Origin of the sequence: Mesorhizobium huakuii (assembly GCF_014189455.1) — a bacterium.
GTDB lineage: Bacteria > Pseudomonadota > Alphaproteobacteria > Rhizobiales > Rhizobiaceae > Mesorhizobium > Mesorhizobium huakuii_A.
In genome coordinates this window covers 6,004,672-6,031,271 of the sequence record NZ_CP050296.1, presented here as the reverse complement: position 1 = coordinate 6,031,271, position 26,600 = coordinate 6,004,672, and the positions used below count along the sequence as shown (strand labels likewise).

Here is a 26,600-nt window from a genome sequence, read left to right as displayed (position 1 = left end):
TCTTTGTCGGCCACTGGCCGTCGAATTGTTTGGCGCGCCGCAACTTCGTGCGGCGCGCCGTAGCCTTTACTCGGCCGCATCGGGCAGCCGGACAGGGTTGTCGTCGAGCTTGGTGTTCTCCAGCTCGACATTGAGGCCGAGAGACCGCATTTCCTTGACGAGCACGTTGAAGCTCTCCGGAATGCCGGCCTCGAAGGTGTCGTCGCCGCGGACGATCGCCTCGTAGACCTTGGTGCGGCCGGCGACGTCGTCCGACTTCACCGTCAGCATTTCCTGCAGCGTGTAGGCGGCGCCATAGGCTTCCAGCGCCCAGACCTCCATTTCGCCGAAGCGCTGGCCACCGAACTGCGCCTTGCCGCCCAGCGGCTGCTGGGTGACGAGCGAGTACGGACCGATCGAACGCGCGTGGATCTTGTCGTCCACCAGGTGGTGAAGCTTGAGCATGTAGATATAGCCCATCGTCACCTTGCGATCGAACGGCTCGCCGGTGCGTCCGTCATAGAGCTGCGACTGACCGCTGGTGTGCAGGCCCGCCTGCTCCAGCATGATGTTGATGTCAGCCTCGTGCGCGCCGTCGAACACCGGGGTCGCGATCGAGACGCCGCGGCGCATCTGCTCGCTGAGGCGAACGATGCTCTCGTCGTCATACTCGCGGATCGGCTCGTTGCGGTCGTTGGCCGGCATGAAGCTCTCGAGCGTCTTGCGCAGCGGCTTGATATCGCCGGCCGCCTTGTACGTGTCGATCAGCTCGCCGATCTTCTTGCCCATGCCCGCGCATGCCCAGCCCAGATGCGTTTCCAGGATCTGGCCGACATTCATGCGGCTCGGCACACCCAGCGGGTTGAGCACGATATCGGCATGCGTGCCGTCCTCGAGGAAAGGCATGTCCTCGACCGGAACGATGCGCGACACGACACCCTTGTTGCCATGACGGCCGGCCATCTTGTCGCCCGGCTGCATCTTGCGCTTCACCGCCACGAAGACCTTGACCATCTTCATGACGCCCGGAGGCATTTCGTCGCCGCGCTGGACCTTCTCGACCTTGTCCATGAAGCGCTGTTCGAGCGCCTTCTTGGAGTCGTCGTACTGGCCACGCAGGGCTTCCAGTTCGCTCTGGAGCTTTTCGTTCTCCACGGCAAACTGCCACCACTGCGAACGCGGATACTCGTCGAGCGTATCCTTCGACAGCGTCGAGCCCTTCTTGAAGCCCTTCGGTCCAGCGATCGCTTCCTTGCCGACGAGCACGTCGGAAAGACGCGCGTAGACGTTACGGTCCAAGATGGCCTGCTCGTCGTCGCGGTCCTTGGCGAGGCGTTCGATCTCCTCGCGCTCGATCGCCATGGCGCGCTCGTCCTTCTCCACACCGTGGCGATTGAACACGCGCACCTCGACGACGGTGCCGAAAGTGCCCGGAGGCATGCGCATCGAAGTGTCGCGCACGTCGGAAGCCTTTTCGCCAAAGATGGCGCGCAGAAGCTTTTCTTCCGGCGTCATCGGGCTTTCGCCCTTCGGCGTGATCTTGCCTACCAGGATGTCGCCCGGCTGCACTTCCGCACCGATATAGACGATGCCGGCTTCGTCGAGGTTCTTCAGCGCTTCTTCCGAAACGTTCGGAATGTCGCGCGTGATTTCCTCCGGACCGAGCTTGGTGTCGCGCGCCATGACCTCGAACTCCTCGATGTGGATCGAGGTGAAGACGTCGTCGGCGACGATGCGCTCGGAGAGCAGGATCGAGTCCTCGTAGTTGTAGCCGTTCCACGGCATGAACGCGACCAGCACGTTGCGGCCGAGCGCCAGATCACCGAGCTCGGTCGACGGACCGTCGGCGATGATGTCGCCCTTGTTGACCCGGTCACCCATGCGCACCAGCGGACGCTGGTTGATGCAGGTGTTCTGGTTCGAACGCTGGAACTTCATCAGCCGGTAGATGTCGACGCCGGACTTACCCGGATCGAGATCTTCCGTCGCGCGGATAACGATACGCGTCGCGTCCACCTGGTCGACGATGCCGCCACGACGGGCGCCGATGGCCGCACCCGAGTCACGGGCAACGATCGGCTCCATGCCCGTGCCGACGAACGGCGCCTCGGCGCGCACCAGCGGCACGGCCTGACGCTGCATGTTCGAGCCCATCAGGGCGCGGTTGGCGTCGTCGTTTTCCAGGAACGGGATCAGGGCCGCGGCCACAGACACCATCTGCTTGGGCGACACGTCCATCAGGTCGACGTTTTCGCGCGGCGCCATCATCACTTCGCCGGCGCTGCGGCAAATGACGAACTCGTCGACGAAGCCGCCATTCTTGTCGAGCTCGGCGTTGGCCTGCGCGACATGGTGCTTGGCTTCTTCCATCGCCGAGAGATAGACGACGTCATTGGTCAGCTTGCCGTCGACGATCTTGCGGTACGGGCTCTCGATGAAGCCGTACTTGTTGACGCGTGCGAAGGTGGCCAGCGAGTTGATCAGACCGATATTCGGGCCTTCCGGCGTCTCGATCGGGCAGATGCGGCCGTAATGCGTCGGGTGCACGTCGCGCACTTCGAAGCCGGCACGCTCGCGGGTCAGACCGCCCGGTCCAAGCGCCGACAGGCGGCGCTTGTGGGTGATCTCCGACAGCGGGTTGGTCTGATCCATGAACTGCGACAGCTGCGAGGAACCGAAGAACTCGCGCACGGCGGCGGCCGCCGGCTTGGCGTTGATCAGGTCCTGCGGCATGACAGTGTCGATCTCGATCGAGGACATACGCTCCTTGATCGCGCGCTCCATGCGCAGCAGGCCGACGCGGTACTGGTTCTCCATCAACTCACCGACAGAACGCACGCGGCGGTTGCCGAGATTGTCGATGTCGTCGATCTCGCCCTTGCCGTCGCGCAGTTCGACCAGCGTCTTGACCACGGCCAGGATGTCTTCCTTGCGCAGAACACGCACGGTGTCCTCGGCCTTGAGCTCGAGGCGCATGTTCATCTTGACGCGGCCGACAGCCGACAGGTCGTAGCGCTCGCTGTCGAAGAACAGCGAGTTGAACATGGCTTCGGCGGTCTCGAGCGTCGGCGGCTCGCCCGGGCGCATGACACGATAGATGTCGAACAGCGCGTCCTGGCGGCTCTCGTTCTTGTCGACGTTGAGCGTGTTGCGGATGTAGGCGCCGACATTGACGTGGTCGATGTCGAGAACCTTGATCTCCTGCTCGCCGGTGCCAAGCAGCACCTTGAGCGTCTTTTCGTCGATCTCGTCGCCGGCTTCGAGGAAGATCTCGCCGGTGGCGTAGTTGACGATGTCCTCGGCCAAATAGTTGCCGAGCAGATCCTCGTCGGTCGCCTTGATCGCCTTCAGACCCTTCTCGCCGAGCTGACGCGCCTGGCGGGCGGTGATCTTCTTGCCGGCTTCGACAACGACCTCGCCCGTATCGGCGTCAACCAGGTCGCCGACGGCCTTGAGGCCGCGGAAACGCTCGACGTTGAACGGAATGCGCCAGTGGTCGCCGGCGCGGACATAGGTGATCTTGTTGTAGAAGGTCGACAGGATCTCTTCGCCATCCATGCCGAGCGCCATCAACAGCGACGTCACCGGAATCTTGCGGCGGCGGTCGATGCGGGCGTGCACGACGTCCTTGGAATCGAACTCGATGTCGAGCCACGAGCCGCGATAGGGAATGACGCGCGCGGCAAACAGGAGCTTGCCCGACGAGTGCGACTTACCCTTGTCGTGGTCGAAGAAGACGCCCGGCGAACGGTGCATCTGCGAAACGATGACGCGCTCGGTGCCGTTGACGATGAAGGTGCCGTTCAAGGTCATGAGCGGCATGTCGCCCATGTAGACGTCCTGCTCCTTGATGTCCTTGATCGACTTGGCGCCGGTATCCTCGTCAATATCGAACACGATGAGGCGCAGCGTCACCTTCAGCGGTGCGGCATAGGTCAGGTCGCGCTGACGGCATTCGTCAACGTCGAATTTCGGTCCTTCGAACTCGTACTTCACGAACTCCAGCATCGAGGAGCCGGAAAAATCGGAGATCGGGAAGACCGACTTGAAAACAGCCTGCAGCCCCTCGTCCGGACGGCCGCCCTTGGGCTCGTCCACCATCAGGAACTGGTCATAGGATGCCTTCTGAACCTCGATCAGGTTCGGCATCTCCGCAACTTCCGGAATCTTTCCGAAGAATTTGCGTACGCGTCTGCGGCCATTGAAAGTCTGGGTCTGGGCCATCGTCGCTCCTTAGCTCTAAACTCGGGACGGGCCTCGCCGCGGCCCGCCTTGCATACCGAGCCGCCTGGGCGGCGGCTCTCTGTCTGTTCTCCGTTCGCCTTTCGGCGTCCGGCCAAAACGGGAGAAAACCCGTTTCCTGAAGGCCGGTTGCGGCCCTCAGGAAAGAGGTTCTCGTACATCTCGCGCTACGCGTCCTCCCTCCAGGCGAAGGGAGTGGCGGACGGCGCGAGGCCGCCCGCCGCTTTTACGCTTACTTCAGGTCGACCTTGGCGCCGGCTGCTTCCAGCTGGGCCTTGAACTTGTCAGCGTCGGCCTTGGAAACGCCTTCCTTGACCGGCTTCGGAGCCGCTTCGACCAGGTCCTTGGCTTCCTTGAGGCCAAGACCGGTGATGGCGCGGACTTCCTTGATGACGTTGATCTTCTGAGCGCCAGCTTCGGTGAGGACGACGTCGAATTCCGTCTTTTCCTCGGCCGGAGCAGCGGCAGCGGCAGCGCCACCAGCAGCGGCAACCGCCACCGGAGCAGCAGCCGAAACGCCCCACTTTTCTTCCAGAAGCTTCGACAGCTCGGCCGCCTCGAGGACGGTCAGCTTCGAAAGGTCGTCTACGATCTTTGCGAGATCAGCCATTGTTGTATTCCTTCGTTAGGTTCGAACGTGTGTTTTTGATAGCGAGGAACGGCCTCATGCCGCCTCGTCCTTCCGGGCGTAAGCGCCGATGACGCGCGCGACCGAAGCCGCTGGCGCATTGACGATCTGGGCGATCCGGGTTGCCGGCGTGGCGATCATGCCAACCAGCTTGGCGCGCAGCTCATCGAGCGACGGAAGTGTGGCGAGTGCCTTCACACCGTCGGCGTTGAGCGAGGTGGTGCCCATTGCGCCACCGAGAATGATCAACTTGTCATTCCCCTTGGCGAAATCGGACGCGACCTTCGGCGCCGCAATCGGATCCTCCGAATAAGCGATCAGCGTCTGTCCCTTGAACAGGTCGATGATCGATGCGGAGTCCGTGCCCTGAAGAGCGATTTTGGCGAGACGGTTCTTCGCGACTTTAACGGTGCCACCGGCAGCGCGCATTTTCGACCGAAGGTCGTTCATTTGCGCGACGGTGATACCGGCATAGTGGGCCACGACGACTGAACCTGCGTTTCCGAACGCTTCGTTCAGGCCCGTGACGAGTTCGCGTTTTTCCGCTCTGTCCACTGCCTATCTCCAGTTGACCCCTGCCCTTATACGAGGACAGGCGTCGGGTTGCCTTTTGCCGGCCGGGCCATCCAGTAACGGATCTCCCGAACGACGCTCGAGGATCCTGCCCCCTTTCGCCACACCGACGGCAAAGCCGGCGATGCGCAGACAAAAGGCAAACACGGTTCGAACCTTTCATTGGAGCACTTGCTCCGTTGTCCGGTCTTCACCCGTCTCATGCAGGCCCAATTGAATTAAGGCTTTTGGGCCGCCTGCAATCTCGGACAGGATGTCCGGAAGCCTTTCGACTTCCGGCACCGGGCCCAGGATAAATCCAAGGCCCGGAATTCAGTCACGGATCGGCCTTTCGGCGGCCGATCCAAATGGTCTTAATCAGGACGCAGCGAGCGTCGAGACATCGAGCTTGAGGCCCGGGCCCATCGTCGAGGTGACCGACACCTTCTTGACGTAGTTGCCCTTGGCGCCAGCCGGCTTTGCCCTGGTCACCGCATCGGCGAAGGCGCGGATGTTCTCTTCCAGCGCCTTGACGTCGAACGAGACCTTGCCGACGCCGGCATGAACGATGCCGGCCTTCTCGACGCGGAACTCGACCGCGCCACCCTTCGATGCCTTGACGGCGGCGGCGACGTCGGTGGTGACGGTGCCGACCTTCGGGTTCGGCATCATGCCGCGCGGGCCGAGCACCTTACCGAGACGGCCGACCAGCGGCATCATGTCCGGCGTGGCGATGCAGCGATCGAAATCGATCGTGCCCTTCTGGACGATGTCGACCAGGTCTTCCGCACCGACGATGTCGGCGCCGGCGGCCTTGGCTTCCTCGGCCTTGTCGCCACGAGCGAACACGGCGACGCGAACCGAGCGGCCGGTGCCGTTCGGCAGGTTGACCACGCCGCGGACCATCTGGTCGGCATGGCGCGGGTCGACGCCGAGGTTCATGGCGACTTCGACGGTCTCGTCGAACTTGACCGAGGAACGGTCCTTGAGCAGCTTCAGCGCTTCACCCAGGGCGTAAGCCTTGTTGGGATCAATGCCTTCGCGGGTCTTCGATACACGCTTTGCAATCTTTGCCATGATCTTAGCCCACCACTTCCAGACCCATCGAGCGGGCGGAGCCCTCGACCATGCGCATGGCCGCCTCGACGTCGTTTGCGTTCAGATCCTTCATCTTCGCGGTCGCGATTTCGCGCACCTTGTCGCGGCCGATCGTGCCGACCTTGAGCTTGCCCGGCTCCTTCGAGCCCGACTTCAGGTTCGCGGCCTTCTTCAGGAAATAGCTCACCGGCGGCGTCTTCATGACGAAGGTGAACGACTTGTCCTGGTAATAGGTGATGACGACCGGAACCGGCGATCCCTTTTCCATTTCCTGGGTCTGCGCGTTGAACGCCTTGCAGAACTCCATGATGTTGATGCCACGCTGACCAAGCGCCGGGCCGATCGGGGGCGACGGCGTAGCCGAACCCGCGGAGACCTGAAGCTTGAGCTGGCCTGCAATTTTCTTAGCCATCTCTTTTCCTGCCTTTGTCTATGCCGGCCCCATCTTGGGAAACACCGGCGGTTGCAGTCTGGTGGTGCGGTTCGCGCGGCCGGCTAAAGCCACATTCGCCTCCCACCGTTCTCAGGCCATGCGTTTCCGCACCGCCTCCCCTGATCGCCAGACCGGCATCAGGGATTTCGGATCAGCCCTTTTCGACCTGTCCGAATTCCAGATCGACGGGCACGGCGCGCCCGAAGATCGAAACTTCCACCTTGAGCCGCGCCCGCTCCTCGTCCACTTCCTGGACGAAGCCATTGAACGACGCGAAAGGACCATCCGAAACACGGATCGCCTCGCCGATCTCGAACGTGACCGAGGGCTTCGGCCGCTCGACGCCTTCCTGCACCTGGTTCAGGATGCGCTGCGCTTCCGCCTCGGTGATCGGCACGGGCTTGGAGTCACCGAGAAAGCCGGTGACCTTCGGCGTGTTCTTGACCAGCGAGAACACGGCATCGGTCAAATTGGCCTTCAGGAGCACATAGCCCGGGAAGAACTTGCGCTCGGCATCGACCTTGCGGCCACGACGAACCTCGACCACCTTCTCGGTCGGCACCACGATCTGCTCGATATCGGCGGACAGGCCCTTCTGCTTGGCCTTGTTCTCGATATCCTCGGCGACCTTCTTTTCAAAGTTCGAATAAGCGTGGACGATGTACCAGCGCGCAGCCATTTTTTTAGACTTCTCCGTAGTCGCCGGACTTAGCGTCCAATGCCCAGAATCTGTTCGATCGCGAGGCCCATCAACTGATCGGCGCTAAAGAAAAAGATCATCGCAATCACAGCGAAGGCCAGAACCATCACCGTCGAGATCATCGTTTCGCGCCGCGACGGCCAAGTCACCTTGGCGGTCTCCGAGCGAACCTGCTGGAGAAAGACGAAAGGATTTGTGGTTTTCGAAGCCATATGCCGCTCTGTCTTCAAGACCCGTTGGCCGGGTCCCCTGGATGATCCCGCTGGCCGGGACGTGCCGCCTGAGCCCAGTCTCGCGCCGAATCAGCGCAATCATTTCGCCCATGCAAATCAGACGCGTAAAGCCGGCTTCCCAGCTCCACGCGTCGCGTGTCTGTTCTGTCTACATAAAACCGATTCTTGATCCACGCAAGTGGCAAGTGTCCGCTTTATGACCAAACGCCGCCTCGGAACCATCCAGTCGTTCCGTCCCGGCTATGGCGCCCTTATGCCCCAATCGGGCTAATATGGCAAGCGTGTCGCCGATTTTCAAAGGGCGGTCCGCGGAAATGTCGTTTCTGATGGCCATTTCGGAAAATGGCACGGGCAGCAGGGCTCGAACCTACGACCTGCGGTTTTGGAGACCGACTATCCTTATGCCATCTCATTGTTTGCATTTAAATATTTGGCACTTTCTGGATCGATGTGCAAGGATTTGTGTAACGGCATTCGATCGTTTCGGCAGGTTTTAGCCTCTAGTTAGGCGGTGCGTTCGCGCCATCGCATTTGTTGGCCCAAGGATGCGCCGGACGACACCATCTGCAATGCAAAGGAGCCTAGGGGAATGCCAGCAGTACTTGGACTGCGCGACAGCTCGGCGCGGTCGCGGCGAAACTGTAAGCCGCTTGAACGGCGGTAGGTCAGCGGATGAGTGCGCGAACCCGTTTGGCGAGGCGGCTGAGGGCGGGCTCCCGCTTGCGCCGTGATAGTTCACTCTGGCTGACAGCGACCTTGTCTGTAGGCGATGACGCCGGCTTGGCGCAGACGGTCAGATCCGTGTACTCCCCAAGGATACCGTGGGTCCTATCGGCGAAGCGATACACCCGGACGTCAAATGGAGCCCATTCCGCGATGGCCAGGTGCAGGTCGTACCCGTAGTCGATGGTCACGATCGACCCTTCGCTGCTCACCGGGTTGCCGTGGATTTCGGGCTCTTTCAGATGCACCCTGGTCCCGTCAGCGTGTTGGACGAACCTGCGCTCCCATCCGCTTGCCTGCTGCTTTCGTACCGGGAAAGTACAAATGTAGATACCGCCTGGCTTTAGCGTTCTGAAAATCTCGGCGATTGCCTTGTCCGGATGATAGACGTGCTCCATGACATCGAGCGTGACGGTGATGTCGAAGGTGCCATCCTCGAAAGTCATGCTTTCCAGGTTTTCGTTTCGGACCCCTCTCAAGGTCGATCCTAACGGCGTGTCAGGAAAGTATTGCGATCCGACGTAGTGCTGCGCCTCGCGCCTCATCACCTGAGAGACGCCCCGATACGCGGGCGACGATTCATGGATGTGCAGGTCGCGCCAGTTTGGTCTCAGCTCGTTGAGGACTAGGGCCAACGCTCGCTCTCGGGGTATCGATCCACCCGGACAAGTTGTGCAGATCAGTTCGTCACGCAGCCATTCGCCCTTGGCCACGAACTCGGTAGATTTCTGGCAAATGGGGCAAAAGCAAGATATTTTCCAAGGCTGAAAGTCGGTCATGGATGCGTCGATAGCCGATCAGCAGCGCGTCCGCTACTCCTATAAGCCGGCGACTTGCGACAATCAGATGTTGTCCTCCCATCCACAGCACGCCAGACCGGGGTCGGCGCCGAAGCTGCTGGCATAATAGATATTGGCAGATTCAACATTCATCATCTCGCGGGTGTGCACGCGCAGGATTTCGCCGCTGCCAGAGTGTTCATGATCGGCGGGTTGGTGGTGCTCCAGCTCCCCGTACGAATTGTTCGAACGAGCGCCCCTCCGCTGACCGTGAATAACAGAATGTCGATGGCCGCTGGGGTCGGTGGAACAAAATCCCCAACAGGCACAGCGGTCCATGTTGGTGTAATCGGATTGTCGAGCGCCCTCCTCATATCTGAACACCATTGGTCATGAGGGCACGAGCGTTCGGATAGAGACTATCCAGTGGGGGTGGCCTCGTTCCCGAGGGAAACTCATGATGGTAAGTTGTCCCCCAAGCCGCTTGCGCGAGACGAGCAGTCTTGTGCCCGGCAAGATGGGTGGGCACAGGCCAAAGAAGATTGCCGGGGCGCATCGGGACTGGCTGCTTGCACACTGCCGGGCTACTGATTTCACGCTGCGCGGTCTCGTGGGCGAACTTGGCGAGCGCGGCCTGAAGGTCGATTACCGGTCGGTGTGGGAGTTCGTCCACGCCGAGAAGCCCAGTCACAAAAAAGACGCTGATCGCAGCTGAACAGGATCGCCCGGAAGTAGCGCACCGGCGGGCACAGTGAGTCAAGTATCAGTTCCGCATCGATGCTTCCCGCTTGGTGTTCATTGACGAGACATGGACCAAGACCAACATGGCGCCGCTCAGGGGATGGGCGCCACGCGGCCAAAGGATCAGAGCCAAGGTGCCGCACGGCCATTGGAAGACTATGACCTTCCTGGCGGCGCTGCGCCATGATCGCGTCGATGCACCATGGCTCATCGACGGACCGATCAACGGTGAGCGTTTCCAGCTCTATGTCGACAGGATTCTGGTTCCCACGCTCGAAGCCGGCGACATCGTCATCATGGACAATCTCGGTTCGCACAAGGGCAAGGCCGTGCGCCGCGCCATCCGCTCGGCCGGCGCCAGGCTGTTCTTGCTGCCGAAATATTCGCCCGACCTCAACCCGATCGAGAAGCTCTTCGCCAAACTCAAGCATTGGCTGCACAAGGCTGCCAAGCGAACAGTCGAGACCGTCCGTGACGCCATCGGCCAAATCCTCGGCACCGTCTCCTCAATCGAATGCGGAAATTACTTCATCGAGGCAGGTTATGCGCCAACCTAGATTCATCCGCTCTAGGTTCGTGCCCCTATCCCCATCGATGGCCAGAAGAAAAATCAGTCGGCAATGATAGAACTTGCAGCTCCCGCATCGAGCTAAACGCGAGATACTCTTCGCGTACGTCCCAATTAGAAATGCCTTGCCGGCGACGGCGTAGCTTCTCGGAAGCAGGTCGGGGCGTGTCTCCATAGATCGGCGTCGGCCAAATAGTTACGACCGAAACGTGGGATCGTGCTGCAGCAATTTCTGGCCAAACAGGTAAGCGCCTATGGCGGTGAGGTGCCCATATGGTGAGGCTATCCACCCGCGACTTTTCACGAAAGGCTGGCATTCCGAGAGCGAGCAAAAAAGGCTGGCCGAGTCGACGGCTGTGAACTGCCCATGCTCGAGGTCGACCATGTACGCATAGTTACGGCGTGCCTCGTCCAACGTTGATGGAAAGGCTCCAGACGACGCATCGCCTCGGGCAAGGATGTTCTGAGCCTTGCGATCTTCGAGTTCGGTGAATTGGGGCATGTCGCTGAACCAGAAGATTCTCGCTCCAAGCGGCTGCCAAAATTTGATGGCCTCGGCGACTTGCTGCCTGGTGTAGATATTCGGCAACTGCTTGTTGGCTATGATCAGACGGTCGACGCGGTGAAAGCCTGTGTATTCCGCGACCACCTTGTCAAATAGTCGGCGGCAATCCCGGCTCATGAGACTTGGAACCACTGAACAGCCGGCCCCCGTCATCTGGGCGATATCGATGCCGTTGAGCCTTAGCGCCGCCGCCTTATCGGCTGCATGACTGTCTCCGACGACAAGGGTGTCTGCGCCGCTCGCCGATCCGCGGCAATTCCAATCCTCGAGGAAGCGATCCAGTGGCGGGCTCCTGTCTGCGCGGAAATGACAGATACCCATCCGAATTGCTTTGCTTTTGGTGCTCTGCAAATCGTCGATGACGTCGACCGAGGCGAAATATTTTTCCTTCAATTCGCCATATCGGAAGGCATATCCGTCGCCGCTGCCGGCAGCCCCAAAACCGACCAATGCAGACGCAGCAAAGGCGCTGCACGCAACCACGGTTTTCCTATCGGTTCGGCTGCGGTCGCGAAACGGGCGTTCGACGAAGTACCAGGTGGCAGACGCCAGCACGACACAGATCGCCAAGACCATGCAAGTAAGGCCGGTCGAGAGTGGCGCCATTTGGCGAACCCTCGCCAGAGCCAGAAGCGGTTGATGCCAAAGATACAGCGAATAGGAAATCAAGCCGATGTGGGTGATCCCCGGCGCAGCGAGTATCCTTCCGATGCCGGAAGCTCCCGTCGCGGATAACAGAACCAAGGCTGTGCCGAGACAAACCGGCACGGCGAGAAAATTCGGGAGTCCCGGACCTGGCAAAACAAAGAGCGAGAGCGCGATCAGGGCTGCGCCGGCAGCCGCAAGCAGCTGAGGAAAACAAATTTTACCGCTGGCCAAGAAGGCACATGCGGCGCCAGCGAGCAATTCCCACGCTCTAGTGTCCGGTCGATAGAACGCCGCGTCCGGCGAGGCGGCAGAAACCAGTTCAGACAGGAGCAGGGACGCCACCCCAAGCACTCCAATCGCGACGAAAAGAGCCTTCTCGGGGATGCGATTTGTCAGCAACACAAGCAGGGGCAAAGCGACATAGAACTGCTCCTCAACACCAAGGCTCCACAGGTGGATGAGGGGCTGCTCGTCTGTCGCGGTGGAAAAATAGTGCGTCTGCGCCAAGAACCAGAAATTCGCGCTGAACGTGAAGGCGGAAATCACCGACTTTGAAAACTCTTCCATGCGCACCGGTGTCAGCACAAACCACGCCGCTGCGGCCGACGCTGTAACCACCACCGCAAGCGCCGGAAGTATCCGCCTAAGCCGGCGCTCGTAGAATGAGATAAAGGACACTTTGCCTGTTCGGCGGCGCTCGTCTAGCAAGATGCCGGTGATGAGATAGCCGCTGATGACGAAGAAGATGTCGACACCGAGATAGCCGTTTTCAAATCCGGCCAATCCGGCGTGAAAGAGCAGCACAGGAAGCACCGCAACAGCACGCAACCCATCGATTTCTGGTCGATAGGTATGCGCTGCCGGCTTCACTGAGCCACTCGAAAGCGACTTGAACACAGCCTCGACAGTCATTCGAATTCTCCAGTCCGGCTGCGCTCGCCCCTTGGGGGCAAACCTACGAAATATCCCACCAACGCTCAATCTGGCACCAGTCCGTTTATTGCGGCGAAAGAGCTTTGCTTTGTTTGCCATGCCGGATGAACGGCTCATTCGAAGACCCGAGATGCGGCAGCTCGCCCCGCTCCCGCGAGCGGCTTCAACAAAAACCGCTAATCCCAAGCGTGAGTGAAGGCGCACATCCCGGAAAACGTCCATGCAAGCGATTGTCAGCAGATGCACTGCACGCGCGGTAAGGACACGGACGCTGGACTATTCCTGCTGTCCAGCGCTGTGGCGGTCACGGGATCAAAATATCGTCTCCTCATAGGGGTCGAGTTCGTTCGCCACATCATGGTGAAGGATCCTGATGCGCAGACTGAACCCTCGAGCGGCAATCGGGCAATGCCCGATTGCCGCTCGATGTTTCTGCTCACGCAGCCATCCAAGACGACTGCATAGCTGCCGCGATGGTGCCGATCTGGTTCGGATCACCAAGCCTTGGATCATTGGGCTGAATGCCAGATCCTGTCGGCGAGGTTGCCGGATCAAAGCCGGCCATCGCCGCGACTAAGGTCGCGACATCGGATTGATGCAGCACCTTACCGTCACCGGACTTGATCGTCTCGACGACATTGCCGGGGCCTGCGAACCAGCCGTTGACCGTAATTTTGTCGGTCGTTCCCAGCACGGAGACGACGAGGCTGTTGCCCTGCTGGCTGAACCAGAGTTCGTTCCAGTCAATACCGGAGCCGAAATCGAGCTCGTCATTGTCGTTGTAGGCGCCGGATTCGACGATGGTGTCGGCGCCATCGCCAGCCCTGAACCGATACTGGTCATTGCCCGTGCCACCGACCAGCGTATCGTTGCCGGCGCCGCCAGAGAGGATGTCATTGCCGGCATCGCCGTTCAGCGTTTCGTTGCCGCCGAGGCCAAAGATGATATCGGCCGCCGTGCTACCGGTGACTGTTCCACCTGCCGTTCGCGCAACGAGGAAGTTGAGCGGACCAAGACCGTCCAGTTGGAGGTTTTCGACACGCCCAGCTGCCAAAGCCTCTTGGGAGATGGACACCGTGTCTCCCGCTGGGCCACCGGCAATGTTGATCGACAAATCTTCACCTTGCAGTCCGGTCCAGGAGAACGAGAGATCATCTGCCTTGATGCCTCCCTCCAGGACGAGCGTCGAGGTGCCGGTCCCCGATGCCTTGAGCAAACTGCTGCTTGCTGTTTGCCAGTAGTAACCGCCCACCCAGGTGTTGACGACTCCTCCTGCTCGCACCCCTAGCGCGCTGGCTGCTGTGACATCGGCGGCCAGCGCTGTGGCGGGCCAAGTGTAATTCGATATGGCGTCGCTACCATCACCGCGGCGGAACACGTATTGATCGTCGCCACCCTCTCCCCACAGAAAATCATTGCCCTTGCCGCCGATCAGACGGTCATTGCCATCTCCAGCGCTGAGGATGTCACTGCCGTCACCCCCGAACATTACATCGTTGCCGGCACCGCCAGTGAGCGTCTCATTCCCGCCGAGGCCGAACATGATATCCGCGTCTGTGGTGCCGCTCACGGCTCCGCCGACCGATGGCGCGACGAAGAGGTTCATGCTGCCGAGGTCGTCCAGCTGAAGCTTCTCGATTCTCGCGGCAGCAATTGCCTGCTGGCCGAGTATGATGCTGTCTCCGACGGAACCGCCGGCGATGTTAACAACAAGATTATCCAGCCCTACCCCTGTCCATGAGAACGACAGATCCTCCGCCGTGATGCCTCCTGTGAGCACTAGTGTATCGGTGCCAGAAGTAGCCACCAGTTTGGAGAGGCTATTTGTGCTGCTTTGCCAAACAAAGCCACCAAGCCAAGTGTCCATGACACCCCCTGCGTACACGCCGAGAGCATGCGCGGCGCTGATGTCGGCGGCGCTCGTGGTTGTGACGACGCTAAAATCCTGGATTTTGTCGCTGCCATCACCATGTCGAAACACGTAGCGATCGCTGCCGTCCTCACCATTGTAATAGTCGTTGCCGGCGCCACCATACATCGTGTCGTCACCAGCACCGCCATAGAGAACGTCGTTGCCAGCCCCGCCATAAAGAATGTCGTTGCCAGCCCCACCGTTGAGGCGCTCAGCGCCAGCGAGTCCGAACAGGATGTCCGCTCCCGCGGTACCGTCAACGATCACCGATACGGCCGAAGATGTCGAAGCGGGCCCACTGACCATCGGGCCGACTGTGGTCGCCACCCCAAAGTTCAGCACGCCAAGCCCATCCAACTGGAGATTCTCGATTTTGCCCACCGCAATGCCATATTGGCTAAGGTTTATGCTGTCCCCTGCTGGTCCGCCGGCGATAGCGACAAGTAGGTTGTCCTGGCCGGGGCCTCCCCACGAGAACGAGAGGTCATCCGCAGTTATGCCGCCCGTCAGTTTAAGCGTGTCGGTTCCTGATGCGGCAATAGCCTTGAGGAGCGAATTGGTACTTGTTTGCCAGATGTATCCTCCTACCCAAGTATTTACGATGCCAGTGGCAGACACGCCAAGAGATTGAGCGGCGCTGGTATCGGCGGCGGTGATCTGGTCCGTCACCACAAAGTCCTCGATCCTGTCGGCGCCATCCCCGCGTTGGAAAACGTAGGTATCAGATCCGTTGACGCCGTTGAGGTAGTCATTGCCGGTGCCGCCAACCATAGTGTCGTCACCATCGTCGCCGATCAGGAAGTCGTTTCCGCCGCCGCCATTGACCGTGTCGTTGCCGCCACCTGCCCTAATTTCATTCGCGGCAGAATTTCCCGTCAAGACGTTGGCAGAGCCGTTTCCGAAGCCATTGATCGCGGCCGTGCCAGTCAACGTCAGGTTTTCGACGTCGGCATCGGAAATAGTATAGGTGACGGAACTCAGCACGGTGTCAGTGCCCTGGCTGGCGGCCTCTACAACCTGGTCCGAAGTGTTGTCGACCACGAAGGTGTCGTTGCCGGCGCCGCCGTTCATCGTATCGGCGCCAATGCCGCCATCGATGAAGTCATCGCCAGCACCGCCGTTGATCGTGTCATTGCCCGCCCCGGCACTGATCTGATCGTCCCCCGCGCTACCGGTGATCGTGTCGTTGGTTGTACCGGGCGACACGAATTCAACACCGAAGCTTGACGTGGTGCCGGTTCCGGTCGTGGCATTGGCGGTTATGACCGACGTCGACTGCCTGTTGGCGCTGACGTCGATGGTCACCGTCTGAGTGACAACGCCACTAGCGTTGTAGTCCGTGACGATCTCGTGGATGGAACCATCGATCCGGGTGACCGCCACTTCCTTGTGTTCGTAAGTGCCGTTGTTGTCGGCGTCTTTTAGCAACGTGCTTGTCATGCCGTCAGCGCTGACGGTCAAAATCCCTTTCTGTGTGACAGGGCCATTCCAGGCCGCATGCCCGGATATCTGGGTCACAACCGAACCATCGATCTGAGCCTGCGCGACGGCAGTCACTTCGTAGCCGGATACGCTAGGGTTCTCTACTGACACCGGACTCGTTCCGCTGCCGCCGTAATCATACCAGTAGTTTGTCGTCAGCCCGTCAGCGCTCTTCTTTATGATGACATTGGCTGGGATCGCTGCTTGCCAGTAAATCACTCCCGGGATGAGATGCGATGCATCCTGGTTCCTGTTGTGTATACCCTCAACCGTGGACCCATCAGCCATGGTGATGACGCTATCCATATTGTCGAAGCCGCCGCCGCTGGCGTCATAATCCACGCCTGTCCAGCGGCTGCGGCCATCATCGCTCGCATAGGTCGTTGTTTTGTTAAAGAACGTATTCGAAGGGCCTTTCCCGTCGAACGTCTTCGTGTCCGTGATGCCGTTGCCCAGATTGGCGACGTTTATCTGACGGCTTTGATCAACGGTACCGTTGGCATCGAAATCCCATTGGGTCGTCGTCAGAAGTCCATCGGCGCTGGTCGAAATCTTCGTCGTGCTCAATTTGTGATTGGTGCCGCTGAAGTCGGTGATCAGCGTGGTGACAGAGCCGTCGACAGCCTTGGTGGTAACCTCGGTCTGATCGACCGTGCCGTCGCCATCCGCATCCCGCGAAATCGAGATGATCCGGCCATCACCGCTGGTCGTGGTGACCGAGCTGTCCAGCAGCGTCCCGGCGGGCGTCGACCGCTTGACCGTTTCGACCACGGAGCCATCGCCCAGTACCCTAGTGTCGTCGACGGTGACGCGATCTATCCCAACCACGCCGTCGGTGTCTTCCTGCGTCGTGATGGTTCGACCGTCGGTGGGTATCGTGGTGATGAATTTCGACAGCTGCGACCCATCGGCCTTGTAGTTGGTGACGGTCCTTGTCCGCGAGCCGTCCGCATCGACAGTCGTGACGTCTGTCGAATCCTGGCTGAACGGACTAGCTCCGTAGAGATCCAGGCTGGTCGTCACCGACAGGCCATTGGCGCTGGTCGTTGTGACAAAACTGCTGGTTTGGGTTGCTCCCTCGAATTTGTTGACCGTATGAACATTCGAGCCGTCGGCATTCAGAACCGTGACATCCGTCTCCTTCCGGTCGTAGGTCCCGTCGCCGTTGAGGTCCCATTCCTTCGTCGTAGAAAGCCCATCTCCTGCAGTCGTTGTCCTGGTCTGCTCGGTCAGGGTCGTCGATTCATAGGCCTTGATGATCTGAACCGTGGACTTGTCGGCTCCCGTTGTCGTCTCGGTCGTTCTCTTGCTGGGCAAATCCGGAAGGTAGTCGACCGATGTGGCACCATAGAGTGTCGTGCTGCCAAGTCCGTTCGCGCTGACCGTCGTCGTCTTACTGGTGGTGGAAGGCGCCGTTGTATAGGCCCCAGTCCCCAACGCATTGGCGGTCGTGTCAGGTCCCATTGTGGTGGCCGTGATGCTGCCGTCGACTGCCGTTACGGTCGTCGTCGTCAAATCGACGGTGCCATCGCCGTTGACGTCCTTCGTCACGGTCGTCGTCAGCTTGTTGGCGCTGACCGTCTTGACAGTCCGGCTCTCTAGCGAGCCGTCTGCCTTTTTGTAGTCGACCGTCTCGGTCGTGCTGCCGTCGGCGTTAAGCAAAGTTGCGTCGACCATCGAGCGGCTGGTGGTCGCACCGACAGCCGCCCAAGTCACGGTCTTGGTCAGGCCGTTGGCGCTTGTAACGATCGTCGTCTTGTCTTTGACCGCTCCTGCGGCATCAAAATCCGTGATGGTCTCGGTCTTGCTGCCGTCGGCATTAAGAACGGTGACATCGGTGGTCGACTGGTCGATCGCGCCGTTGCCGTCGAGATCAGCGGCGATCGTGGTGGAAAGGCCATTCGCACTGACTGTTTTGGTGGCGGACGACGTCAGGGCACCAGCCGCGTAGGTGCGATTGACCGTCGTCGTCGAGCCGTCGGCATTGCGGGCGGTGGAACTGCTGTCATCGATCGCCCCATTGCCGTTGACATCCCTTGTCGTCGTCACCGTCTTGCCGTCAGCGCTGGTAACTGTCTGATAGCGGGCAATCTGAACGCTGCCGGCATTGAGAACGGTGACGGTGTCCGTCTTCGAACCGTCGGCGCCGAGCGTCGTGACGGTGGTGCTGGTCCGGTCGACTGTGCCGTTGCCGTCGAGGTCGGACTGCACCGTCGATGTCAAGTCATTGGCACTGACCGTTGTGATGGTTTTGCCGATCAACGCTCCGGTTCCGGCGAGCGCGGACACTGTCCTGGTTGTCGAGCCATCGGCGCTCAGCACAGTGACGTCGCTCGACTTGTTCTCGACAACGCCATCGCCGTCGGCGTCGCGCTGCGTGGTCACTGACAAGCCGTTACCGCTGGTGGTGACTACGCGTTTAGCGAGCAAGGTGCCATCGCTGGCGAAGTCTTCCAGCGTCTCAGTCTTCGAGCCGTCGGAGTTCAAAACCGTAGAGTCCTTCACGGTTTCTGGTGCGCATCCGGTCACAATCGCGTTGGCCGACACCCAATCAAGTTCGGCATTCGCATTGTGCGAATGGGCTTCCGCGGATTCGATGATGCCTTGCGCGACAGCCGCGCGCGATGTGCCGCCATTGAGCGCGTTGACCCAATAGCTCAGGCCGGCGGAATCCGGCGCCCGACCCAGGGCATTCTGGTAAAGCAGCGTGACAAACTGTTGGTTGTCGAGCGACCCATACTTTTGCTGGAATTCAGCGGAATTTAGAAAATTGTTGATCAAAGCCGCTTCCGATGTGCCGCTCTCTAAGAAGGAAAGCTGATTCTGGAAGCCACTTTGATCCGGATCGCGACCAAGGATCGAGTGATAGATCCTGTAGATCGCTCCCTGATTCACGTAGTCAGAGGAATTCTCTTTAGAGACAGTCGTTTTGGTAAGTCCGTTGGCGCTTACCGTGGTTGTGCGCTTGCTCGTATAATCCCCACTTATTGCGACATCTATCTCGGCAATCGTGGTCGAGCCGTCGGCATTGCGCACGCTGACCTGAATCTGGTCAGCATGCCCGTCGCCATTGGCGTCGTTCGTGGTCGTGATCGTTTTGCGGTCGGCACTGGTCGTGACTTCCGTCCTGGCAAGCGTCGCACCGCTGGTGCTGGTCGTCGTGGTGGTCACGGTGCGGCTGCCGTCACCGCCAAGCACGGTTGCCCGCACCGTAGTGCGGTCGACAGTACCATCGGTGTTGATGTCGTCCTTCACCGTCTGCGTCAGGCTGTCGGCGCTGGTGGTGATTGCGCTGCTGCCGATCAGCGCCCCACTGGCACTGGTGGTCGTCACCGTATGCGTGCGATTGCTGGATGCGTCCGTCGTCGTTACATCGGTGACGGTCACATCATAGACACCGTCGCTGTTCAGATCGGCTTTGCTGGTTAGCGACAGGCCATCGGCCGAGGTTTGGTCGAATGTCTTGCCGACAAGAGAGCCGTCGGGATTGAAGGCGCTGACGATCGACGTCGTTACTCCGGCACCATCGACCGCGATGGTCTTGACAGCATCGACATGGCCGTCTCCATCAGAGTCCGAAACGATGGAGATGGTCTTGCGATCCGCGCTTGTGTTGGTGGTGACGCTCGAAAACAGCGAGCCGTCACGACTTTTTGCCTGTTGAGTTTCGGTCAGGCTGCCTCCGGTTCCCACTACCGTCACGTCTGAGGACGTGATGTCGAAGAGGCCATCGCCATCGAGATCGGTCGAAACTGTCTTTACCAACCCGTCGTCGCTGGTGGTGGCGACGGACTTGCCGATGAGCACATCGGTGGAACTGTAAGAGGAAACGGTGGTGACCGAGACGCCATTGGCGCCATTGGTGATAGCGGTCACATCGCGGGTTTCGTACGTGCCGTTGCCGTCGAGATCATGCGAGACGGTGCGTGTGCGGCCGTCGGCACTGGTGATCGTCTGCTCCTTGTCGATAAGCGTGCCGCCACTGCTGGTTTCGGCAACCGTCTTGGTGCGTGTCCCATCGCCGGCGACAAACGTGGTTTCGGTGCTGACGAGATCGTAAACGCCGCTGCCAGTGGAATCGCTCTGAACGGTTTTGGTCAGGCCATCGGCCGATGCCGTTGTCGCGACCTTACGAAGCAAGGTGCCGTTGAGGCTGTATTCGGAAACCGTCGTCGTGGCCGAGCCGCCAACATTTCTGACGAAGACCTGGACCTGATCGTTGACGCCATCGCCATCTTGGTCGAGCGCGGTCGTCACCGTCGTCTTGTCAGCGCTGGTGGTCGTCGTCACCCGGCTGGCAAGCGAGCCGTCGGTGTTGAAATCGCTGACGGTGCGTTGACGCACACCCGCCGTGATTGTCGTCACGTCGGTCTGCGAGCGTTCATAGGTGCCGTTGCCGTCATCGTCGAACTGCGTCGTCGTCGATAGCCCGTTGGCACTGACCGTGATGCGGTTCTGGAACGCCAACGTTCCATCCTTGTCGTAGCCGCCAAGCGTCGTGGTTTTCGAACCGTCGCCGTTGGTGACGACAGTGCTCTTGATGATGTAGCCGTTCGCATCAGAGGCGAGAATAGCGTCGCCGACGGTGCCGGTGCTGCCGTCTGTCCGGGTGAATTGCGCCGTGCCGGTGATCGCCGACCCATCGGTGAATTGCTGGCCGCTGCCTGATGGCGTCAAGCCTATCGAGGCAATGCCAAGCGAGGCCAGCGAGACAAGCTGGCCGTCGACCATGATCTTGAATTCAGACCAGCGGTTATCGCCGGCGTCGAGCATGCCATTGTGGTTGGTGTCAAAGACGCTCTTCAGCGCCTCGAGGTCGCTGGTCGCTGTCTGGTCCCATTCTGTGAAGACGAACTCGCTGGAGCGGCTGATCTTGCCGTCGCCATCGGCATCAAGCACCAGCACGCCGGTGCCAGCATCCGCCCAGGCCGTGCGATGCTGATAGCCATTTCCCTCAAAGTCAAGGAACTGCGCGGACGAAGAGAGAGGGTTTATCGACAGGCCGTTTCCAGAAAGGTCAAGCAGGACAGGATGACCGTTCCAGCCATTGTCCTTGCTTCCGGATACGCCATTGGGGTGGCCAGCATGATCGCCTACTGGGGTCGAAATGAGGCCGCCATTCCCATAGGGGCTTGAGGCTGAGCTGGCGCGGTCACTCCCTCCACCACCACTGGATGACGCTCCGGAAGGACTGACTAGGCCAGTCTGGAAGCCATACACGGACGGCTTTGTTGTTATGCTTGACGTGAGCGTGGTATCGAGAGGCTTCTTTCCCTTCGGGTCAGGATGGGCGTCATTCCATTGGTTGGTCTCACCGGGAGTTACTACGCCGTCTCCGTTGTAGTCTGCTGGGTCCGGGGCGTCAGTGTAATATCCACCTGAGACACTCGGACGGGGACTGGGCGTTGGGGCCATCGACGGGGTTGAAATATCACTCCGAGAAGGTGATGTGCCTGCAGTGGAGGCTCGATCAGGTGCTCTGGAGTCACTGGAGGACTGCGATGGCGCTTTGGATCCCGAGCCGGAACTAACGGGGGAACTTCCCCCACCAGCCTGGGAGTTTCCTCCAAATTCGCTGCCGCCCCGGCCAGCTGAGGACAACGAGATGTTGTCAATTAGGCGAGGTGGATTGCTCCAAGGGCGAACGGTCATCCTTGGCTCATCCAGGTGAATATACGGCCCGAATTCTTTTCTTGAAATCTTGGGATCTTTTTTGAACGGCCCCTCTTGTTCATCGAAGGTGGTTTGACTCAGTATCTGCTCAGCTAAGGATTGAACGCCGTCGATCAATTGCTGGATGTAGGCCCTCGTTGGCTCATCAACAACCCTCTGCCTCAGATGATTGAGATCGCGAACAACGGTTTTGGCATTACCTTTTAGACTCGGATTAGGATTGTTGGGATCCGGGATCCGTGCCAGATTTCCAAGCAAATCCGGCAGCCCAAGTTTTGGACCTGCAGGCGAATAGGATTTCGGTCCGTTGAGGGCAGCGTCTACCAACCCCCGGGCATACGCGAGAGCGTCTTGTCTGCTGATTGTACCCTGCGTCTCTCCTGGAGGAGCAAGCGTATGTCTTTCAACCATTGGATTCCTCGTTTAGAATTCAAAATCTTCGCGGCTTTGGAGTTTGGAATGCACGCAACTGGTATTTTACTTACTGCTACGATGACGATTTTCTCATCAAATGCTCTGGCTCAAGCGGACGCCTACGAAGGTGACTTCCTGATTGAAACAGTGAATCATCAGCTTTATAGAGCTCACGCCAAATGCAATCTCGCCACCGCTTGCCAGATAAAAATCGGTGACGGGTTTCATTTAATAATAAGATCTACTCAAGGCTCACTTGTATTCTTTCTATATTCGACCGGCAATGCGGATCGCCCCTGCTGCACATTTTCAAACGGAATGAGAAGCATAGAAGTAGACAATTCCGAGCAAAAGTTTGCACTTCCATTGTACGATAAATCTCCAGATACCCTTGCTTATCAAAGCCTTAGTCAGGCTGGCACGTTGTACGCAATTATCCGAAAATAGCTTTCAATCCGAAAGGTGGCGCCATAACTACTATGATATGATCTGCATTCATGATGTAGGCATGCTTGCATAAGTCTATTTGCAGGGTATCTAGTTGTGCTTCACCGCTCATGAAACGCCTCATCCGTCATCTCCATCAGCGGGTCGAGCAGGTACTCAAGCACCCGCCGATTTCCCGTCTTGACCTCCGCGGTCACCGACATACCCGGCGTCAGCAAGACATCCCTGCCTTCAACCCGGATCGATGTCTCATTCAGCGCAATGCGCACTGGAAACACCAGCGGTCCGGCGCTGTCGCGGACGGTCTCTTCCTTGGCGGCTGAGGCCTGTTGCGGGGCGCCGGCGGGGATGGCATCGTTGGAGACGGTCAGCACCTTGCCGTCGAGCGTGCCGTAGCGGGTGAAGGGGAAGGCTTCGAGCTTGACGCGTACCTCCTGCCCTTCATGGACAAAGCCCTTGTCGCGGTTGAGCAGCATCGCCTCGATCTCGAGTTTCGTGCCATCGGGCACCATCACCATCAGCTTCTGGCCGGTCTGCACGACCTCGCCCAGCGTGTTGACTTCGAGCTGCTGCACACGGCCGGCGACCGGAGATTTCAGCAGGCTGGCGCGCTCGAAGAGTTCGGCCTTGGCAAGGTCCTGTTGCAGCACGCCGATCGAGCGGTCGATCTCGATCAGTTCGGTGGCGACCTTGTCGAGATAGGCATCGCGGCGGGCGCGCTTTTGCGCTGCGAGCGTCTTCACCGTGGCTTCGAGCTCGGCGATGTGGCCCTCGTCGGACACGGTTGCCATCAACTGGTCCTGCTCGCCCTGGCGCGCTTCGATGGTGCTGGTCTTGATGCCGACCTGGCGCTTCTCCAGTTCTTCGAAGACATCCAGCCTGTCGCCGGCGAGCTGAACCAGCTTGCGGCGCTCGACCAGCGTCTTGCCGGCGCGCTCGATCTCGATGCGCTTCTGCGCGATCTCAGCTTCGAGGCTGTCCTGCTCCGACTGATAGGCGGCCAGCGACTGGCGCATCTGCAGGCGCTGCAGCGCGACAAGCGGCGCGGGTGCGTTTGCCGGCGCCACGAACGCCGCCTCTGTGGCAGGCGTGCCATCGGCCACGGCGTCGATCAGCGCCTGGAGCCGCGCCTTGGAGACTTGCGCCGCGGCAAGGTTGCCGGCATTTTTCTGCCGCTCGGCCTGGTATTCGGACGGGTCGAGCTCGACCAGCGCGTCGCCGGCCGCGACATGGTCACCCGCCTTGATATGCAGCGCCTTGACCGTGCCGGTGATCAGCGGCTCGATGACCTGCACCTTGCCGATCGGGATCAGCTTGCCTTGCACGGTGGCATAGGTGTCGATGCGGCCGTACCACGACCAGGCCAGTGCACCGACGGCAAAGACCATGATCAGCCCCGAGAAGATACGCGCGGCAGGCGAGGCAGGCGTTTCCAGGATCTCAATCGCGGCCGCCTGGAAGGCGCGCTCGTCGCGGTTGAGTTTCGGGCGCTTGGCTCCCGCCTCGCGGGCCACGCCTTCTTTCACCGCTTGCCAATAGCGCCCCATCATCTACTCCGCCGCCTGGGGCTGGACGGAGGGGCGCTGCTCGGCCTGCAGCCGGTAGAGCTGGGCGTAACGGCCGTTGAGTTTCAAAAGCTCCTCATGCGTGCCCTGCTCGGTGATGCGGCCGGCCTCGATGGTCATGATGCGGGTGGCGTCGCGGAGCGCCGCCAGCCGGTGCGCGATGATGAACACGGTGCGGCCCTTGGCCATCAGCCGCATGTTCTGCTGGATGATGTATTCGGACTCGTAGTCGAGCGCACTGGTCGCCTCGTCGAACAAAAGGATGCGCGGATTGGTGACCAGCGCACGCGCAATGGCGATGCGCTGGCGCTGGCCGCCGGAGAGGTTGGAGCCGCGCTCCTCCAGCACGGTGTCATAGCCCGACTTGAGCTGCAGGATGAACTCATGCGCGCCCGACAATTTCGCCGCCTCGATGACGCGCTCCAGCGGCAGCGCGGGATCGGCCAGCGCGATGTTCTCGCGCACCGTGCGCCGGAACAAAATATTCTCCTGCAGCACGATGCCGATCTGGCGGCGGAGGCTGCGCGGATCGATCAGCGCCAGGTCGACGCCGTCGACCAGCACGCGGCCGCGCTCCGGCACATGCAGCCGCTGCAAAAGCTTGGCAACGGTGCTCTTGCCGGAGCCGGACGGACCGACAATGCCGATGATCTCACCGGGTTCGGTCTGGAACGAAACATCGCTCAGGATCTCGCGCTCGCCGGGGCGATAGCGGAAGGTGACGTGGTCGAAGGCGGCATGGCCCGATATCTTGCGCAGCGAGCCCTGCCCGCCGCCGCCCGAGATCTCGACCGGCGCGTTGAGGATGTCGCCCAGCCGGTCGACCGAGATGCGAACCTGCTGCAGGTCTTGCCACAGCTGCGCCAGCCGCAGCACGGGGCCGGCAACGCGGCCAGCCATGATGTTGAAGGCGACAAGCTGGCCGACCGTCATGTCGCCCGCCACCACCGCCTTGGCGCCGAACCACATGGTGGCGACGATCACCGCCTTGGAGATGAGTTGCGCGGTGTTGGAGGCGAAATTGGCGAGCCTGGCCGTGCGGAAGCCGGCGCCGACATAGCCGGCAAGCTGGTCCTCCCATCGCCGCTGCATCTGCGGTTCCACCGCCATCGCCTTCAGCGTTTCGACGCCGACGATCGATTCGACCAGGAACGTCTGGTTCTCGGCGCCGCGGTTGAACTTTTCCTCGATGCGGCGGCGGAACTCCGGCGTCACCGCCATCGACAGGATGACATAGGCCGGGATCGAGCAGATGACGATCAGCGTCAGCCACGGGCTGTAGAGATACATGACAGCGAGGAAGACGAAGAGGAATAAGACGTCTAGCAGCACGGTGAGCGCCGAGCCGGTGAGGAAGGCGCGGATGTTTTCCAGCTCATGCACGCGCGCCACGGTCTGGCCGGTCTGGCGCGCCTCGAAATAGGCGATCGGCAGGCCAAGCAGATGGTGGAACAGTTTTGCGCCGAGCGCGACATCGATGCGGCTGGTGGTGTGGATGGTGGTGTAGGTGCGAAGCCCGGTGAGCAGCACCTCGAACATCGACACGGCCGACAGGCCGATCACCAGCACCTCCAGCGTGGTGAGGCCGTTGTGGACCAGCACCTTGTCGATGACGAGTTGGAAGAAGATCGGCGAGATCAGCCCGAGCAGTTGCACGAAGAATGAGGCCAGCAGCACTTCGGCGAAGATCCAGCGGTAGCGGATGATTTCGGGGATGAACCAGGAGAAGTCGAAGCGCCTGGAAAAGCCTTGAGTGAAGGCGCGGCTTGTGACGAGCACGACATAGCCGCTCCACAGCCCATCGAAATCGGCGCGAGAAAGCTCCTGCGGCGTGCCGGTCTGCGGATCCTGAAGCAGGACCTTCCCTGGCGATAGCGCCGCCAGCAATGCAAAGCTGCCGTCGGCCTTTTCAATGATGGCCGGCAAAGGCAGGCGATCCAGCCGCTTCGGCGACTGTCTGGCGATCCTGGCCTTGAGCTTCAATCGCTTCGCCGCTCGCACGATGTCGACGCGATCGGCAAGCCGTTCGCCCAGGCCAAGGTCATGGCGAATGGCGTCGGGATCGGCCGGCTGGCGCAAATACTGCGTCATCAGCGTCAAGCAAACGACACCACTATCCAGCCCACCTACAATAGGCGTGACAGAGTTCACTTACCCCCCGGTAAGATACGGAAACAATGCTTCTCTCATGCGACGCTTTCATTGTGAGCGCAAGTAGCCATAAGTGATATCTGGGGATCAAACGCCAGCGGTCCAGCTATCGCACAAATATTAGGAAACCATAA

The 26,600-nt window shown here is 60.1% G+C and carries 14 protein-coding genes and 1 pseudogene; 3 read left to right on the top strand and 12 right to left on the bottom strand.

Annotation, left to right across the window (positions count from 1 at the left end; all coding sequences use genetic code 11):
- Positions 1 to 66: 66 nt before the first annotated feature.
- The 8 genes from rpoB to HB778_RS29205 all read right to left on the bottom strand — a co-directional run bounded on the left by rpoB (position 67) and on the right by HB778_RS29205 (position 9,367).
- Positions 67 to 4,203 (bottom strand): DNA-directed RNA polymerase subunit beta, encoded by a 4,137-nt coding sequence (gene rpoB / locus HB778_RS29240; RefSeq protein WP_095205117.1) that lies wholly within the window; start codon positions 4,201 to 4,203, stop codon positions 67 to 69.
- A gap of 250 nt (positions 4,204 to 4,453) precedes the next feature.
- Positions 4,454 to 4,831, bottom strand: coding sequence for a 50S ribosomal protein L7/L12 (rplL, locus tag HB778_RS29235; protein ID WP_008875658.1), 378 nt, complete (start codon positions 4,829 to 4,831; stop codon positions 4,454 to 4,456).
- A 54-nt stretch (positions 4,832 to 4,885) separates the two neighbouring features.
- On the bottom strand, positions 4,886 to 5,404 hold the full coding sequence (rplJ, locus tag HB778_RS29230; protein WP_115143192.1) for a 50S ribosomal protein L10: 519 nt from the start codon (positions 5,402 to 5,404) through the stop codon (positions 4,886 to 4,888).
- Positions 5,405 to 5,779: 375 nt separating this feature from the next.
- A complete protein-coding gene (gene rplA, locus HB778_RS29225; RefSeq protein WP_183458965.1) occupies positions 5,780 to 6,478 on the bottom strand; it encodes a 50S ribosomal protein L1 in 699 nt (232 codons plus the stop codon).
- A 4-nt stretch (positions 6,479 to 6,482) separates the two neighbouring features.
- A complete protein-coding gene (gene rplK, locus HB778_RS29220; protein ID WP_095205116.1) occupies positions 6,483 to 6,911 on the bottom strand; it encodes a 50S ribosomal protein L11 in 429 nt (142 codons plus the stop codon).
- 172 nt (positions 6,912 to 7,083) lie between these two features.
- Positions 7,084 to 7,611 carry a transcription termination/antitermination protein NusG gene (nusG, locus tag HB778_RS29215; protein ID WP_010909261.1) on the bottom strand — a complete coding sequence of 176 codons (528 nt, stop codon included), beginning with the start codon at positions 7,609 to 7,611 and terminating at the stop codon, positions 7,084 to 7,086.
- A gap of 29 nt (positions 7,612 to 7,640) precedes the next feature.
- Positions 7,641 to 7,844, bottom strand: coding sequence for a preprotein translocase subunit SecE (gene secE, locus HB778_RS29210; protein ID WP_010909260.1), 204 nt, complete (start codon positions 7,842 to 7,844; stop codon positions 7,641 to 7,643).
- Positions 7,845 to 8,530: 686 nt separating this feature from the next.
- The gene (locus tag HB778_RS29205; protein WP_183458964.1) at positions 8,531 to 9,367 is read right to left on the bottom strand and encodes a class I SAM-dependent methyltransferase; all 837 of its coding nucleotides are present in this window, start codon (positions 9,365 to 9,367) and stop codon (positions 8,531 to 8,533) included.
- 481 nt (positions 9,368 to 9,848) lie between these two features.
- Between HB778_RS29205 and HB778_RS41775 the strand changes: the two are divergent.
- A pseudogene (locus tag HB778_RS41775) lies at positions 9,849 to 10,665 on the top strand (IS630 family transposase); the annotation flags it as partial.
- A 207-nt stretch (positions 10,666 to 10,872) separates the two neighbouring features.
- Here HB778_RS41775 and HB778_RS29190 read toward each other — a convergent pair.
- Together HB778_RS29190 and HB778_RS29185 are read right to left on the bottom strand one after the other, a co-directional pair.
- Positions 10,873 to 12,801 carry an acyltransferase family protein gene (locus HB778_RS29190; RefSeq protein ID WP_183458961.1) on the bottom strand — a complete coding sequence of 643 codons (1,929 nt, stop codon included), beginning with the start codon at positions 12,799 to 12,801 and terminating at the stop codon, positions 10,873 to 10,875.
- A 457-nt stretch (positions 12,802 to 13,258) separates the two neighbouring features.
- A complete protein-coding gene (locus HB778_RS29185) occupies positions 13,259 to 21,121 on the bottom strand; it encodes a beta strand repeat-containing protein (protein ID WP_183458960.1) in 7,863 nt (2,620 codons plus the stop codon).
- Positions 21,122 to 21,151: 30 nt separating this feature from the next.
- On the opposite strand from HB778_RS29185, the gene HB778_RS29180 reads away from it, so the two are divergent.
- Both HB778_RS29180 and HB778_RS29175 read left to right on the top strand, forming a co-directional pair.
- Positions 21,152 to 21,352, top strand: a complete 201-nt coding sequence (locus tag HB778_RS29180; RefSeq protein WP_183458958.1) for a hypothetical protein — start codon at positions 21,152 to 21,154, stop codon at positions 21,350 to 21,352.
- A 933-nt stretch (positions 21,353 to 22,285) separates the two neighbouring features.
- Complete coding sequence (locus HB778_RS29175) at positions 22,286 to 22,750, top strand: hypothetical protein (protein WP_183458956.1); 465 nt, start codon at positions 22,286 to 22,288, stop codon at positions 22,748 to 22,750.
- Positions 22,751 to 22,851: 101 nt separating this feature from the next.
- Here HB778_RS29175 and HB778_RS29170 read toward each other — a convergent pair whose 3' ends face one another.
- The gene (locus HB778_RS29170) at positions 22,852 to 24,300 is read right to left on the bottom strand and encodes an HlyD family type I secretion periplasmic adaptor subunit (protein WP_183458954.1); all 1,449 of its coding nucleotides are present in this window, start codon (positions 24,298 to 24,300) and stop codon (positions 22,852 to 22,854) included.
- On the bottom strand, positions 24,301 to 26,406 hold the full coding sequence (locus HB778_RS29165; protein WP_244662010.1) for a type I secretion system permease/ATPase: 2,106 nt from the start codon (positions 26,404 to 26,406) through the stop codon (positions 24,301 to 24,303).
- Between the last annotated feature and the right edge of the window lie 194 nt (positions 26,407 to 26,600).